Annotated in this window: 12 protein-coding genes; 7 read left to right on the top strand and 5 right to left on the bottom strand. The window is 62.0% G+C overall.

All coding sequences use genetic code 11. The features are described 5' to 3' along the window. Positions 1–50 precede the first annotated feature (50 nt). Together M1B35_RS11745 and bfr are read left to right on the top strand one after the other, a co-directional pair. Positions 51–1,499, top strand: a complete 1,449-nt coding sequence (locus tag M1B35_RS11745; RefSeq protein ID WP_268261992.1) for a catalase — start codon at positions 51–53, stop codon at positions 1,497–1,499. A 155-nt stretch (positions 1,500–1,654) separates the two neighbouring features. Then, the gene (bfr, locus tag M1B35_RS11740) at positions 1,655–2,119 is read left to right on the top strand and encodes a bacterioferritin (RefSeq protein ID WP_123334540.1); all 465 of its coding nucleotides are present in this window, start codon (positions 1,655–1,657) and stop codon (positions 2,117–2,119) included. Positions 2,120–2,234: 115 nt separating this feature from the next. Here bfr and uvrA read toward each other — a convergent pair whose 3' ends face one another. Continuing rightward, the gene (uvrA, locus tag M1B35_RS11735; protein ID WP_123334542.1) at positions 2,235–5,069 is read right to left on the bottom strand and encodes an excinuclease ABC subunit UvrA; all 2,835 of its coding nucleotides are present in this window, start codon (positions 5,067–5,069) and stop codon (positions 2,235–2,237) included. Between the two features lie 181 nt (positions 5,070–5,250). Between uvrA and M1B35_RS11730 the strand changes: the two genes are divergently transcribed. Together M1B35_RS11730 and M1B35_RS11725 are read left to right on the top strand one after the other, a co-directional pair. Further along, positions 5,251–6,645 carry an MFS transporter gene (locus M1B35_RS11730; RefSeq protein ID WP_123334544.1) on the top strand — a complete coding sequence of 465 codons (1,395 nt, stop codon included), beginning with the start codon at positions 5,251–5,253 and terminating at the stop codon, positions 6,643–6,645. Positions 6,646–6,654: 9 nt separating this feature from the next. Further along, positions 6,655–7,170 carry a single-stranded DNA-binding protein gene (locus M1B35_RS11725; protein ID WP_003232445.1) on the top strand — a complete coding sequence of 172 codons (516 nt, stop codon included), beginning with the start codon at positions 6,655–6,657 and terminating at the stop codon, positions 7,168–7,170. Positions 7,171–7,283: 113 nt separating this feature from the next. On the opposite strand, the gene M1B35_RS11720 is transcribed toward M1B35_RS11725, so the two are convergent. Beyond that, positions 7,284–7,838, bottom strand: a complete 555-nt coding sequence (locus M1B35_RS11720) for a cysteine hydrolase family protein (RefSeq protein ID WP_268261991.1) — start codon at positions 7,836–7,838, stop codon at positions 7,284–7,286. A 95-nt stretch (positions 7,839–7,933) separates the two neighbouring features. Here M1B35_RS11720 and M1B35_RS11715 point away from each other — a divergent pair, with 95 nt between their 5' ends. The 3 genes from M1B35_RS11715 to M1B35_RS11705 all read left to right on the top strand — a co-directional run bounded on the left by M1B35_RS11715 (position 7,934) and on the right by M1B35_RS11705 (position 10,959). Then, positions 7,934–8,935 (top strand): GlxA family transcriptional regulator, encoded by a 1,002-nt coding sequence (locus M1B35_RS11715; protein ID WP_268261990.1) that lies wholly within the window; start codon positions 7,934–7,936, stop codon positions 8,933–8,935. A 169-nt stretch (positions 8,936–9,104) separates the two neighbouring features. Further along, complete coding sequence (locus M1B35_RS11710; protein ID WP_268261989.1) at positions 9,105–10,214, top strand: DUF3182 family protein; 1,110 nt, start codon at positions 9,105–9,107, stop codon at positions 10,212–10,214. Beyond that, positions 10,204–10,959, top strand: a complete 756-nt coding sequence (locus M1B35_RS11705) for an alpha/beta hydrolase family protein (protein WP_268261988.1) — start codon at positions 10,204–10,206, stop codon at positions 10,957–10,959. Before M1B35_RS11710 ends, M1B35_RS11705 begins: the two co-directional genes overlap by 11 nt. Before the next feature lie 69 nt (positions 10,960–11,028). Here the strand turns inward: M1B35_RS11705 and M1B35_RS11700 are convergent, their stop codons facing one another. The 3 genes from M1B35_RS11700 to M1B35_RS11690 are packed head-to-tail and all read right to left on the bottom strand — an operon-like array spanning position 11,029 to position 14,077. After that, entirely contained in the window at positions 11,029–12,009 is a 981-nt protein-coding gene (locus tag M1B35_RS11700) for a lysylphosphatidylglycerol synthase domain-containing protein (RefSeq protein WP_123334554.1), read from the bottom strand. Beyond that, on the bottom strand, positions 12,006–13,292 hold the full coding sequence (gene clsB / locus M1B35_RS11695; protein WP_268261987.1) for a cardiolipin synthase ClsB: 1,287 nt from the start codon (positions 13,290–13,292) through the stop codon (positions 12,006–12,008). Before clsB ends, M1B35_RS11700 begins: the two co-directional genes overlap by 4 nt. Beyond that, positions 13,289–14,077: an endonuclease/exonuclease/phosphatase family protein gene (locus M1B35_RS11690; RefSeq protein WP_268261986.1), complete on the bottom strand. Its 789-nt coding sequence runs from the start codon at positions 14,075–14,077 to the stop codon at positions 13,289–13,291. Before M1B35_RS11690 ends, clsB begins: the two co-directional genes overlap by 4 nt. Positions 14,078–14,110 lie beyond the last annotated feature (33 nt).

Below are 14,110 nucleotides of genomic sequence, written 5' to 3'. Positions count from 1 at the left end.
TTGTCAGCCGATTAGCCGGCAGTTTCAAGCCTGACAGAGGAAAATAGAGCATGAGCCAGACCAAAACTCTTACTACCGCCAGTGGCGCTCCTGTCGCTGATAACCAGAACTCCCGTTCCGCCGGCCCTCGTGGCCCGCTGCTGCTCGACGATTTTCACCTGATCGAGAAGCTCGCCCACTTCAACCGTGAAAACATCCCAGAGCGCCGTGTACACGCCAAAGGCTCGGGTGCTTACGGTACCTTCACGGTCACTCGCGATATCACTCAGTACACCAGCGCCAAGCTGTTCGAGTCTGTGGGTAAACAAACGCCGACTTTCCTGCGCTTCTCCACTGTGGGTGGCGAGCGCGGCTCGGCTGACACTGAGCGCGATCCACGGGGTTTCGCCCTGAAGTTCTATACCGAAGAAGGTAACTGGGACATCGTCGGCAACAATACCCCGGTGTTCTTCATCCGCGATCCGCTGAAGTTCCCTGACTTTATCCACACCCAAAAGCGCCTGCCCCAGAGCAATCTGAAAAGCGCGCAGATGATGTGGGACTTCTGGTCTCATTCGCCTGAGGCGCTGCACCAGGTCACCATCCTGTTTTCGGACCGTGGCATTCCTGACGGTTACCGTCACATGCACGGCTTTGGTAGCCACACCTACAGCCTGATCAGCGCCACCGGTGAACGTCACTGGGTGAAATGGCATTACAAGACCAAGCAAGGCATCAAGAACCTCGCTCCGGCGGAAGCTGCGCGCCTGGCCGGGACTGATCCGGATTACGCCCAGCGTGACCTGTTCAATGCCATTGAGCGGGGTGACTTCCCTAAATGGAGTGTCTGCATCCAGATCATGAGCGAGGCCCAGGCTGCGGCTCATTACGAGAACCCCTTCGATGTGACCAAGACCTGGTCGCAGAAAGAGTTCCCGCTGATTGAGGTGGGTGAGTTGGAGCTTAACCGCAACCCGCTCAACTACTTTGCCGAGGTTGAGCAGGCTGCGTTCGGTCCAAGCAACATGGTTCCGGGCGTTGGCTTGTCGCCGGACCGCATGCTGCAAGGCCGCGTATTCGCCTACGCCGATGCGCACCGCTACCGTGTAGGCACCAATCACCAGCAGTTGCCGGTCAATGCACCCCTGAGCCCGGTAAACAGCTACCAGCGTGACGGTGCCATGGCCTTTGGCAGCAATGGCGGCGCAACACCTAACTATGAGCCAAACAGCTATGCGGACGCTCCTAAGCAAGCGCCACGTTACGCAGAGCCGGCCTTGGCCCTGAGCGGTGCTGCAGATCGTTACGATCACCGTGAAGACACTGACTACTACAGCCACGCTGGTGCGCTGTTCCGCCTGATGAATGACGAGCAGAAGGCGTTGTTGATCAACAACATCGCCGGTGCCATGGGCGGCGTCAGTACTGATGTGGTTCAACGCCAACTGCAGCACTTCTTCAAGGCAGATCCTGCTTATGGGGAAGGGATTGCTCGTGCATTGGGTGTATCGCTTAACTAACTCTAAATAAGAAGCAGAACCGCCCTCATTTGGGCGGTTTTTGCGTTATTTCGACTACTTTTCTCTGAAAATCTTCACTTTGTTAGCGTTTTTCAAGTGACCTTCCAGTCAGCTTGGTTCAAACTATCGGCTTTCAAGCAGGGAGATGTAGGGCGATGCAAGGTCACCCGGACGTAATCGATTACCTCAACACGTTGCTGACGGGCGAACTGGCAGCACGTGACCAATATTTCATCCATTCGCGGATGTACGAAGACTGGGGCTTCAGCAAGCTCTACGAGCGGATCAACCACGAGATGGAAGAAGAGGCACAACACGCCGACGCACTGATGCGTCGTATCTTGATGCTCGAGGGCACGCCGCGCATGCGTCCAGACGATCTGGACACCGGTACCACGGTCCCCGAGATGCTCGCCAGCGATTTGCGCCTGGAATACAAAGTGCGCGCTGCGCTGTGCAAGGGCATCGAGCTCTGTGAGCTGCACAAAGACTATGTCAGCCGCGACATTCTGCGTATTCAACTGGCCGACACCGAAGAAGATCACACCTACTGGTTGGAGAAGCAGTTGGGTCTGATCAAGTCGATCGGTCTGGAGAATTACCTGCAATCCCAGTTCTGATAGCCTGCCGACGTTCACTCAGGGTCGCGAGCGATCGCATCTGTTTCGTTGGCCAGTACTGCGGGTACAAAAAAGCCCCTGCCACTTCACAGTGACAGGGGCTTTTTCATGGGCTTCAGGCCTTGTCGCGCGTCAGCAGCGGCTTGAGGTAGTAGCCCGTGTGGGACTGCTCCATTTCCGCCACTTGTTCCGGTGTGCCCACTGCGATGATCTGGCCACCTTTCGAGCCCCCTTCAGGGCCCAGGTCCACCAGCCAGTCGGCGGTCTTGATCACATCCAGGTTGTGCTCGATCACCACCACGGTGTTGCCGTGGTCACGCAGGCGGTGCAGTACGTCCAGCAGTTGCTGAATGTCCGCGAAGTGCAGGCCGGTGGTCGGCTCGTCGAGGATATACAGAGTCTTACCGGTATCGCGTTTGGACAACTCGCGTGACAGCTTGACCCGCTGGGCTTCGCCGCCGGACAGGGTGGTCGCCGACTGCCCGAGCTTGATGTAGGACAGGCCCACATCCATCAGGGTTTGCAGCTTGCGCGCCAGTGCCGGCACTGCGTCGAAGAACACCCGGGCTTCCTCGATGGTCATTTCCAGGACCTCGTGGATACTCTTGCCCTTGTATTTGATCTCCAGGGTTTCGCGGTTGTAGCGCTTGCTCTTGCACACGTCGCAAGGCACGTAGATGTCCGGCAGGAAGTGCATCTCTACCTTGATCAGGCCATCGCCTTGGCAAGCCTCACAACGGCCGCCCTTAACGTTAAAAGAGAAGCGCCCGGGCCCGTAGCCGCGGGAGCGTGACTCGGGAACCCCAGCGAACAATTCGCGAATCGGCGTGAACAGCCCGGTATAAGTCGCCGGGTTGGAGCGCGGGGTGCGACCGATCGGGCTCTGGTCGATATCCACCACCTTATCCAAGTGCTGCAAGCCGTTGATGCTGTCGTGGGCTGCGGCTTCCAGGGTGGTTGCGCCATTCAGTGCCGTGGCGCTGAGGGGAAACAGGGTGTTGTTGATCAGCGTCGACTTGCCTGAGCCGGACACACCGGTCACGCAGGTCAGAAGGCCAATGGGGATCTCCAGGTCGACATTGCGCAAGTTGTTGCCCCGCGCGCCCTTGAGGGACAGCGACAGCTTCTTGTTGCGCGGCGTGCGTTTGGCTGGCACTTCGATCTTGACCCGGCCGGACAAGTATTTGCCGGTCAGGGAGTCGGGGTGTGCCATGACTTCCGCCGGCGTGCCCTCGGCCACGATTTGCCCGCCGTGCACACCGGCACCTGGGCCGATATCCACCACGTAGTCCGCCAAGCGAATCGCGTCTTCGTCGTGCTCGACCACGATGACCGTGTTGCCGATATCCCGCAGGTGTTTCAGGGTTCCCAGCAAGCGGTCGTTGTCTCGCTGATGCAGGCCGATGGACGGTTCGTCGAGGATGTACATCACCCCCACCAGGCCGGCGCCGATCTGACTGGCCAGGCGAATACGCTGGGCCTCACCGCCCGACAAGGTGTCGGCACTGCGATCCAGCGTCAGGTAATCCAGGCCGACGTTGACCAGGAACTGCAGACGCTCGCGGATCTCTTTGAGAATCTTGTCGGCAATCTCGCCGCGCCGCCCGGTCAGCTTCAGGGTGCCGAAGTAGTCGGTGGCATCGCCGATCGGCAGGTTGGTCACCGCCGGCAGGGTTTTCTCGCCCACCCACACATGGCGCGCCTCGCGACGCAGACGGGTGCCACGGCAATCGGGGCAGGGCTGGGTGCTGAGGAACTTGGCCAGCTCCTCGCGCACGGTGGCCGATTCGGTCTCCCGGTAGCGCCGCTCGAGGTTTGGCACGATGCCTTCAAATGGGTGAGAGCGCTTGACGATATCGCCACGGTCGTTGAGGTACTTGAAGTCGACATTCTGCGTGCCGCTGCCATTGAGAAGGATCTTCTGCTGATCCGCCGGCAATTGGTTGAACGGCACTTCCAGGCTGAACCCGTAATGGGACGCCAGGGAACCGAGCATCTGGAAGTAATAGACGTTGCGCCGATCCCAGCCGCGTATCGCACCCTCGGCCAGGGTTAGTTCGCCGTTGACCAGCCGCTTGATATCGAAGAACTGCTTGACCCCCAGACCGTCACAGGTCGGGCAGGCGCCGGCCGGGTTGTTGAAGGAGAACAACTTGGGTTCCAGCTCGCTGATGGCGTGGCCACAGATCGGGCAGGCGAAACGCGCGGAGAAGATGATCTCTTCACCCGGTTCGTCATCCATCGGCGCGACCAGGGCAATGCCGTCTGCCAGCTTCAAGGCGGTCTCGAAGGATTCCGCCAGGCGCTGCTGCAAGTCGGCGCGGACCTTGAAGCGGTCCACTACCACATCAATGGAGTGCTTCTTCTGTTTATCCAGCTTCGGCAGTTCGTCCAGTTCGCACAGCTTGCCGTTGACCCGGGCCCGCACGAAACCCTGTGCCCGCAGCTCTTCAAACACGGACAGGTGTTCGCCTTTGCGCTCACGGATCACCGGCGCCAGCAGCATCAGCTTGCTGCCTTCGGGCTGGGCCAGCACCAGGTCGACCATTTGGCTGACGGTCTGGGCTTCCAGGGGGATGTCATGGTCCGGGCAGCGAGGAATACCGACGCGGGCATACAGCAGGCGCAGGTAATCGTAGATCTCGGTGATGGTGCCGACGGTCGAGCGCGGGTTATGGGAGGTGGATTTCTGCTCGATGGAAATGGCCGGCGACAAGCCTTCGATGGTGTCGACATCGGGCTTTTCCATCATCGACAGGAACTGTCGGGCGTAGGCCGACAACGACTCGACGTAGCGGCGTTGGCCTTCGGCGTACAAGGTGTCGAAAGCCAGTGAAGACTTGCCGGAGCCGGACAGGCCGGTGATGACGATCAGTTTGTCCCGTGGCAGGGTCAGATCGATGTTCTTCAGGTTGTGGGTTCGGGCCCCACGAATCAGGATCTTGTCCAAAAGCGGCCTCGGTCGGCGGGCGTCGAAAGCGTAGGAGTATAAAGCCAAATACTGGATGGATGCACACCATCAAATGGCTACTTTGCAGTGATGTCCTGCAGCGGCGCGGCAAAGCGTCACCCTATACCCCGTCAATCGATGGGACTGGTAGAATCGCCGCCGGTTCACACGAGGTTTATCCATGCACGATCCCCACAGCGAACGCATGAGTGGCAGCGAGACCCGCGCAGCAAGCGGGCTGGCGCTGGTGTTCGCCTTCCGTATGCTTGGCATGTTTATGGTGTTGCCGGTGCTGGCGACCTATGGAATGGATCTCGCAGGAGCGACCCCGGCCCTGATCGGCCTAGCCATTGGCGCGTACGGCTTGACCCAGGCGCTGTTCCAGATTCCTTTCGGGATCATTTCCGATCGTATCGGTCGCCGCCCCGTGATCTACCTGGGCCTGATCGTCTTCGCCCTCGGCAGTGTCCTAGCCGCCAACGCCGACTCGATCTGGGGCGTGATCGCCGGGCGCATCCTGCAGGGCGCCGGGGCGATTTCCGCAGCCGTCATGGCGTTGCTCTCCGACCTGACCCGCGAACAGCACCGCACCAAAGCCATGGCCATGATCGGCATGACCATTGGCCTGTCTTTCGCGGTGGCGATGGTGGTCGGTCCGCTGCTGACCAGCCGCTTCGGCCTGTCCGGGTTGTTCCTCGCCACTGGCGGCATGGCCCTGGTGGGTATCCTGATCATTGCCTTCATGGTGCCGCGCTCCACCGGTCCGTTGCAGCACCGTGAGTCGGGCGTGGCGCGACAGGCGCTGCTGCCGACCCTGAAACACCCTGACCTGCTGCGCCTGGACCTGGGCATCTTCGTGCTCCACGCCATGCTGATGTCGAGCTTCGTCGCCTTGCCCCTGGCCCTGGTAGAAAAAGCCGGCCTGCCCAAAGAGCAGCACTGGTGGGTCTACCTCACCGCCTTGTTGATTTCCTTCTTCGCCATGATCCCGTTCATCATCTACGGCGAGAAGAAACGCAAAATGAAACGAGTTTTACTCGGGGCGGTGACGACACTGATGCTCACCGAGCTATTCTTTTGGGAGTTCGGCGACAGTCTGCGGGCGCTGGTGATCGGTACCGTGGTGTTCTTCACCGCGTTTAACCTGTTGGAAGCCTCGTTGCCCTCGTTGATCAGTAAGGTTTCACCCGCGGGCGGCAAGGGCACGGCAATGGGGGTGTATTCCACCAGCCAATTCCTGGGTTCGGCACTGGGCGGCATTCTCGGCGGCTGGCTGTTCCAGCATGGCGGTTTGTCGGTTGTGTTCCTGGGATGCGCAGGTCTGGCTGCACTCTGGCTGGTCTTTGCTGTTACCATGCGCGAGCCCCCGTATGTGACGAGTCTGCGTTTGCCTTTATCGCCCGAGGCGATCCGCGAAGCCGGTCTGGTCGAGCGCCTGAAGGCCGTCGTTGGGGTAACAGATGCAGTGATGGTGGCCGAAGAGGCCGCCATTTACATCAAATTGGACACCGAATTATTGGATCGCGCGACCCTCGAGCAGCTGGTCAATCCAGCGCCGTCGGCGTGCGAAGCCTAGGAGAACGTTATGGCCCGTGGGGTTAACAAAGTCATATTGGTCGGTACTTGCGGCCAGGATCCTGAGGTTCGCTACCTGCCTAACGGTAACGCCGTGACCAACCTGAGTCTGGCGACCAGCGAACAGTGGACCGACAAGCAGACCGGCCAGAAGGTCGAGAAAACCGAATGGCACCGTGTGTCGATGTTCGGCAAGGTGGCTGAGATCGCCGGTGAATACCTGCGTAAAGGTTCGCAGGTCTACATCGAAGGCAAACTGCAGACCCGCGAGTGGGAAAAAGACGGCATCAAGCGTTACACCACTGAAATCGTGGTCGACATGCAGGGCACCATGCAACTGCTGGGCGGCCGTCCACAGGGCGACCAGCAAGGCCAGGGCGGCATGTCCAACTCGGCACCGCGTCCACAGCAGTCCCGTCCACAGCCTTCGCAGCAGCCACAGCGTGAGTCGCGTCCAGCGCCACAGCAGGCGGCTCCGCAACCGGCTCCGGATTTCGACAGCTTCGATGACGATATCCCGTTCTAAGGTCGCCCCTTTCGGTATCGACCCATAAAAAAACCGCTCCTTGAAGGGAGCGGTTTTTTTTCGTCTGCAGGTTCTGCCTCAGGACGGTGCCTGGCCGGGCGGAAGCAGTTGAATCAGCCGCGGCTGGCGAGGAACTCGTCGGTCGGCAGCACCTTGGCATAGGCGAACGCCAGGGATGCCATGGCCGCCAGGTGCACTTCCTGGGCTGGGACCACTTGGCCATCGAATTCCAGTTCGCGGCAGGCGCAGGCGTCATGGATCACGGTGACCGGGTAGCCGAAGTCGGCGGCAGCACGGGTGGCGCCTTCGATGCACATGTTGCTCATGCTGCCGGCGATCACCAGTTCGTCGATGTTGTGCTGCTCCAGCAGTGCCTTGAGTTCGGTGTTGTGAAAGGCGTTGACCGCGTGCTTGAGCACCACCGGTTCCTCGGGGCGGTTCAGGACCTTGGGGTGCAGTTGTGCGCCTGCTGACCCAGGGGCGAAGAAGGGCGCGTCGGCATCGGCGAATTCATGGCGCACATGCACCACCAGCTCACCGGCCTGGCGCGCGGCAGCGATCAGGCGTGCAGCGTTGGCGGCTGCAGCTTCAACCCCGGCCAGGGGCCACTTGCCGCCCGGGAAGTAGTCATTCTGGATGTCGATTACGATCAGTGCTGGTTTGGACATGAGGGCTTTCCTTGATGAGCGTGTGGGACCAGTATGGTCGCCCGCGCCGCCTCCGAGGATTGGCCGCACCGACAATAAGCGAGGGAAAACTGACAATGGTTGCGCAATCGCCCAGCGTCGAATTGGGCCTGCTGATCTACCCCGGGGCGCAGATGGCGGCGGTCCATGGGCTGACTGACCTGTTCGCCGTGGCCAACCGGCTGGCGGCCCAGCATTCGGATGCTCCGTGGCCGCTGTTGCGGGTGAGCCATTGGCAGGCCGACGGTGACAGTGCCCCGCAGCGGGTGTTCGACAGCCATCCTGGAGCCGTGGGGCCATTGCTGGCGGTACTGATTCCGCCGTCCATTGCCACATTGCCTGATGCGGCCTCGTTGTCACCGCTGATCGAGTGGCTGCGTGCCCAGCACAGCAATGGCGCGACCCTGTGCTCGGTGTGTATCGGGGTCTTTCTGCTGGCGGCCAGCGGTTTGCTCGATGGTCGGGACGTCACCACCCACTGGACCTACGCGCCCCTGCTGGCCGAGCAATACCCCGCGCTCCGGGTCAAGGCCGACTCGCCGATCATCGATGACGGCGACCTGATTACCAGCGCCGGCCTGATGGCGTGGGCCGAATTGGGCTTGCGCCTGGTCGACCGTTTGTTGGGCCCCAGCCTTGCCAGCCGCACCGCGCGCTTTCTGGCGGTGGAGCATCGGGCCAGTACCCAGCAATGCGGCAGCCATTTCGCGCCGATCCTCGGCCATGGCGATGCGGCGGTGCTCAAGGTCCAGCATTGGTTGCAAGCCAGCGGCGCGGTGGAGGTGTCGATTGGCGCCATGGCCCAGTGCGCGGGGCTTGAAGAACGCACCTTCCTTAGGCGCTTCCGTGGCGCCACCGGCCTCAAGCCAACCGAGTATTGCCAGCATGTACGGGTTGGCAAGGCCCGGGAAATGCTCGAATTCACTAACGGCACCATCGATCACATCGCCTGGACCGTGGGCTACCAGGACCCGAGTGCGTTTCGGGCGGTTTTCAAGAAAATCACCGGGCTGGCACCCAGCGCTTATCGGCTCCGTTTCGGCGCAGGCGCATCGGTGGTCGTTGCCAGCGGCGACTAGCGCCGTCGTGCAAAATACCGGGCGCTCAGGGCCGATCGTGCAAAATCAAACAGGCCCGATGCCACCTTTCCCGCCTTGGCCGCTGGATTGCTCGGGCGTCGCGGTTGGCCTGAACCCTGCAACCTTGAGTGGCATTCTCTGAACTCAAGGCCTAGGCCAAGGTGGACCGATGATTCCGGCAGACGATAAAAAGCGCGTCGTGGCTCACTCCATCCGGCCCCAGGCGCCCCAGCATGAAGTCGAGACCAACCAGGCCCTGGCGCGCTGGTTGGCGCAAATTCTCGGCCTGCGCTTCTCGCCCCGGCACGGCCCGGAGGACAAAGTGGGCCCCAACCTTTACTGGCTGCCGACCCAGACCCTGGTGGGTCCTGAAGCCGCCCGGCAGTTGGCGGTCAAGGGCCCTGAAGACCTGTGGGGCGGTTATGTCGAACATGACTTCATCTGCACCAAGGCCATCACCCACGGCCTGCTCAACGCCGACGCCGCGGCCCCGCCAGGTTGGTCGTCGGTGTTCGCCGAGCGGGTGCGTGCGGTGGTGTTGCAGGGGCTCAGTGTCTTTTCCCTGGCTGATGCCCGGCCCGCAGCGGCCCAGTTGCTCCGCAGCGGCGCCATACGCCTGAAGCCGATCCATGCGTGCGCCGGGCGGGGGCAACAGGTTATCGAGAACCTGGAGGGCTTTGAGCAGCTTCTGGCCCAACCCGAGATTGCCGAGCTTTTCCAATCCGGCGTGGTGCTTGAGCAGGACTTGAGCGAGGTGGTGACCCATAGCGTCGGCCAGTCCTTTATCGGCGGTTTGACGCTGAGCTACTGCGGCCAGCAATACCTCACCGAGGATGGGCATGGCGAGCAGGTCTACGGCGGTTCCGACTTGTTGGTGGTGCGCGGCGACTACGACGCCTTGTTGGCGTTGGCGCTGTCGGCGGATGTGCGCCTGGCGGTGCAGCAGGCCCAGGTTTTCGACGCCGCTGCGGACGAAGCCTATCCGCAGTTTTTTGCCTCCCGGCGCAATTACGACATCGCCCAGGGCCTGGATGCCCAAGGGCAACCCTGCAGCGGAGTGCTGGAGCAGTCCTGGCGCATGGGCGGCGCCAGCAGCGCGGAAATCGCCGCCCTGCAGAGCTTCGTCAATGACCCGGCGATGAAGGTGATTCGCGTCTCCTCTGTGGAGACCTACACCGATCGGCCACTGCCGGCGGATGCCATCGAGGTGTATCGCGGCCCGGCGCAAGACAGTGAATTTCTACTCAAGTACGTGAGGGTCCAATCCTATGACGGCTAGAAGTGAAAGCATTCAGATCGACATCGACGACGAACAAATGAGCGGGACCTTCCTCAGTCCCAAATCCAAAGTGCCGGGGGTGTTGTTTGTCCACGGCTGGGGGGGGAGCCAGGAGCGAGATCTGGAACGCGCCAAAGGCATTGCCGGGTTGGGCTGTGTGTGCCTGACCTTCGACCTGCGGGGGCATGCGGGCACCGGTATTCCGTTGTCTCGGGTGACCCGAGAGGACAATCTGCGGGACTTGCTCGCCGCCTATGACCGGCTGTTGTCGCACCCGGCCCTGGACACCTCGGCGATTGCCGTGGTCGGCACCAGTTACGGTGGCTACCTGGCAAGCATCCTTACCTCCCTGCGACCGGTACGCTGGCTGGCGCTGCGGGTGCCGGCGCTGTATCGGGATGAGCAATGGCATACGCCCAAACGCGAATTGGACAAGGTTGATCTATTGGCCTACCGCGGCCAGCGGGTGCCCGCCGAAAGCAATCGGGCGCTGCATGCCTGTTCGGAATTTACCGGGGATGTGCTGTTGGTGGAGTCGGAGACCGATGACCACGTGCCCCACGCCACCATCATGAGTTACCGCGCCGCCTGCCAGCAGACCCACTCGTTGACCCATCGCATCATCGACGGGGCGGACCACTCTTTGAGTGACCCCGTGTCCCAGCAGGCTTACACCTCGATCCTTGTGGACTGGATTACCGAGATGGTGGTGGGCGAGCGCTTGAGTATCATCCAGCAACGTTGAGCCTGAATCCTGCCTGCCTGTTTGACTGACCGGGCTCGCCCGGCCAGCGATGGCAGGTGCCCGTGCCGATCAGGACGACGGTTTTTCCACCCGCAGCGCCTTGGCCTTGGCTTCCACCAGCAGGTACATCGCCAGCGCCACCAGTAACGGCAAGATGAAGTAGATGGCTCGATAGGCAATCAGCCCGGCCAGCAGGCCACCGCGGGAAACCTCGTGTTGCAGCAACGCGACAAACACCGCTTCCAGCACCCCCAGCCCCGCAGGAATATGGGTGATGGCCCCGGCAATCGCGCTGATCAGCAGCACCCCCAGCACCAACGGGTACTCCAGCTTCCCCGGGAGCAGGGTAAAGATCACCGCTGCCATCAATGACCAGTTGAGTGCGCCCAGGGCCAATTGCAGCAAGGCCATGCGGGGCGAGGGCAGGTTGATTTCCGTGCCGCGTATCGACCACTCGCGCCGCCGGGAAAACTGGCAGGCCAGTAGATAGCCGCCGCTGACCAGCAACAGCAGCCCCCCGACGACCTGCAAGGCGCCGCTGCTCAAGCTCCAGCCCGGGGGCATCGATACCAGGCCGCTGGCAAACACCACCCCGGCCACGGCCATGTAGCCGAACCAGTTGGTGGCCAGGCTCAGACCGAGGATCTTGGCGATGTTGCCCTTGCTCACCCCCAGCCGCGAATAGAGCCGATAACGCATGGCGATGCCACCGACCCAGGCGCTGAGGTTGAGGTTGAAGGCGTAGCTGATGATCCCCACCGGCAGAATCTGCCGCCAACCCAGGTCCTGGCGGATGTAGGTCCGGCCGATCAGGTCGAAGCAGGCGTACACCAGGAAACTGGTCAGGGTCAGGGCCGCAGCGATCAGCAGTGTCGGCCACTTGAAGTCGGCCAGGGTGCTGAACACTTCGTGCCAGTCGATCCGCCGCGCCAGCAGGGTAAACAGTACGATCAGCGCCAGGAAGAACAGCACGGTCAAAGGCTTTTGCAGGCGGCTCCATAATGATTTTTTCTGGGGCGCTGAAGACGCGGCAGCCTGGGAGTGGCTCATGGCTGCGACTCCTGGCGGGGGTGGGTGACGGCTTGCAGTCGCGGTTTGTGCGCGGGCAGCCCGCCAGCCCAGGCCGGAAAGTGCCGCAGGCAGTGAAACACCACAAAGCCCACGGTGAGCCGCCACAGCCGGCCGCGGGGCGCAGGGTTGGCGGTGACGGCCTTGCAGTGGTCGCGGCTCAGGCAATCAAGGCGCTCGAACAATTCATGATTGAACGCCCGGTCGCGGATCAGCACATTGGCCTCCAGGTTCAGCGCCAGGCTCAAGGGGTCGAGATTGCTTGAGCCCACGGTGCTCCAATCGTCGTCCACCAGGGCCACCTTGCCGTGCAGCGGACGCTGGCAGTATTCGTGGATGCTCACCCCGTCCTTGAGCAGGTAATCGTAAAGCAGGCGTGCGGCGAACTTGGCGATAGGCATGTCCGGCTCGCCTTGCAGAATCAAACGCACCTCGACCCCGCGCCGCGCTGCGTTACGGATCTCCCGCAGCAGGCGAAAACCCGGGAAGAAGTAGGCGTTGGCGATCACCACCCGCTGCCGGGCGCCGCGCAGCACATGCAGGTAGACCTCTTCGATGTCTGAGCGATGTTCACGGTTGTCCCGGTACACCAGGCGCACCTGCCCCTGATGATCGGTCTGTGCCAACTCGGCGCGGCGCCGGGAACGACGCTGCCACCAATACCGGGCCCGGGCCGGGCGGCCGCTTTGCTGCAAGGCGAAATGATGGATGTCGATCACCGCCGGGCCTTCGATCAGCACCGCGTAATCCTGCTTGGCTTCCGGGCCGAAGTCGGCCAGGTGGTCGGCGGAAAAGTTGATCCCGCCGATGAAGGCCAGGCTGCCGTCCACCACCACGATCTTGCGGTGCAAGCGGCGGAACCAGTTGGTGCGCACGCCGAGGATGGGGCGCGCCGGGTCGAACATCTGCAGGCGCACGCCGGCCGAGCTCAAGGCACCGAGGAAGCTCTGGCTCAGTTCGCCGCAGCCGAAACCGTCGAGGCTGACGCTGACCCGCACCCCACGCTGCGCGGCCTCGATAAGGATCTGCTGCAGCTCGTTGCCGACCTTGTCTTCGAAGAGGATGAAGGTCTCCAGGAGGATTTCTTCCTGTGCCTGGCGCAGGGCCTCAAACACCCTGGGAAAGTAGGCTTCGCCATTCTCCAGCAACTCGATCCGATTGTTGTTGTGCCAGCCATACTCCAGGTCGACGGCAGGTGACGGCGCGCTCGGCGCGGCCTCCGCGAGCTGATCCACAACGTTTTTTTCCAGCGGTGCGCTGTTCATAGTTCGACCTCCACCGCCAGCGGAGCATGGTCGGACAGATGTGACCAGGGATGGGCCGCCAGCACTTGGGGCTGGTGGATTTTCAGGTTGCGGACATAAATCCGATCCAGGCGCAGCAGCGGCCAGCGCGCCGGAAAGCTGCGAGCCGGCTTGCCCTGAGTACTGACGAACACTTCCTGCAGGCCGCTGGGGGCGAGGGTGGCATCGGCGCGCTGGCGCCAGTCGTTGAAGTCCCCGGCGACAATCAGCGGGGCCTCCGGCGGAATTTCGGCGAGCCGTTGCAGCAGCAATTGCAGTTGCTGCTGACGGTGGTTTTCGCGCAGCCCCAAGTGCACGCAAATGGCGTGGGTTTCCCGATCCTGGCCCGGCAGGCGCAACACGCAATGCAGCAGGCCACGGTTCTCGTGTCCGGAAAGGGACACGTCGAGGTTGTCGTACCGCACGATCTGGAATTTCGACAGCAGGGCATTGCCGTGGTCGCCCTCGGGGTACACCGCGTTGCGGCCGTAGGCGAACTGCGGCCACAGGCTGTCGGCGAGGAACTCGTACTGGGGCATGTTGGGCCAGTTGCTGTAGCGCTGGGGGTGGCCTTCATGGGTGCCGTGGATTTCCTGCAGAAACACCAAGTCGGCGGCCACGCTGCGCACCGCGTCCCGCAATTCCGGGAGTATGAAGCGGCGGTTGAGGGCGGTGAAGCCTTTATGGGTATTGACGGTCAGCACCCGAAAGCGAGTCAGGGCCGGAGTCTGGGCGAGGCTTGGCCGCGTTGCGGAGTCGGCACTCATAGGCGCGACCTGGGCGTGGCGGGTCGAGGGGCG

Origin of the sequence: Pseudomonas morbosilactucae (assembly GCF_023241665.1) — a bacterium.
GTDB lineage: Bacteria > Pseudomonadota > Gammaproteobacteria > Pseudomonadales > Pseudomonadaceae > Aquipseudomonas > Aquipseudomonas morbosilactucae.
The sequence above is the reverse complement of the archived record's forward strand: the minus strand, read 5'-3'. Positions and strand labels throughout refer to the sequence as shown.

What these genes read in the sequence shown, in the direction of transcription:
- M1B35_RS11745 (WP_268261992.1), top strand. Translation starts at nt 51, where the DNA reads ATGAGCCAGACCAAAACTCTTACTACCGCCAGTGGCGCTCCTGTCGCT.
- bfr (WP_123334540.1), top strand. Translation starts at nt 1,655, where the DNA reads ATGCAAGGTCACCCGGACGTAATCGATTACCTCAACACGTTGCTGACG.
- M1B35_RS11730 (WP_123334544.1), top strand. Translation starts at nt 5,251, where the DNA reads ATGCACGATCCCCACAGCGAACGCATGAGTGGCAGCGAGACCCGCGCA.
- M1B35_RS11725 (WP_003232445.1), top strand. Translation starts at nt 6,655, where the DNA reads ATGGCCCGTGGGGTTAACAAAGTCATATTGGTCGGTACTTGCGGCCAG.
- M1B35_RS11720 (WP_268261991.1), bottom strand. Translation starts at nt 7,838, where the DNA reads ATGTCCAAACCAGCACTGATCGTAATCGACATCCAGAATGACTACTTC.
- M1B35_RS11715 (WP_268261990.1), top strand. Translation starts at nt 7,934, where the DNA reads ATGGTTGCGCAATCGCCCAGCGTCGAATTGGGCCTGCTGATCTACCCC.
- M1B35_RS11710 (WP_268261989.1), top strand. Translation starts at nt 9,105, where the DNA reads ATGATTCCGGCAGACGATAAAAAGCGCGTCGTGGCTCACTCCATCCGG.
- M1B35_RS11705 (WP_268261988.1), top strand. Translation starts at nt 10,204, where the DNA reads ATGACGGCTAGAAGTGAAAGCATTCAGATCGACATCGACGACGAACAA.
- M1B35_RS11700 (WP_123334554.1), bottom strand. Translation starts at nt 12,009, where the DNA reads ATGAGCCACTCCCAGGCTGCCGCGTCTTCAGCGCCCCAGAAAAAATCA.
- clsB (WP_268261987.1), bottom strand. Translation starts at nt 13,292, where the DNA reads ATGAACAGCGCACCGCTGGAAAAAAACGTTGTGGATCAGCTCGCGGAG.
- M1B35_RS11690 (WP_268261986.1), bottom strand. Translation starts at nt 14,077, where the DNA reads ATGAGTGCCGACTCCGCAACGCGGCCAAGCCTCGCCCAGACTCCGGCC.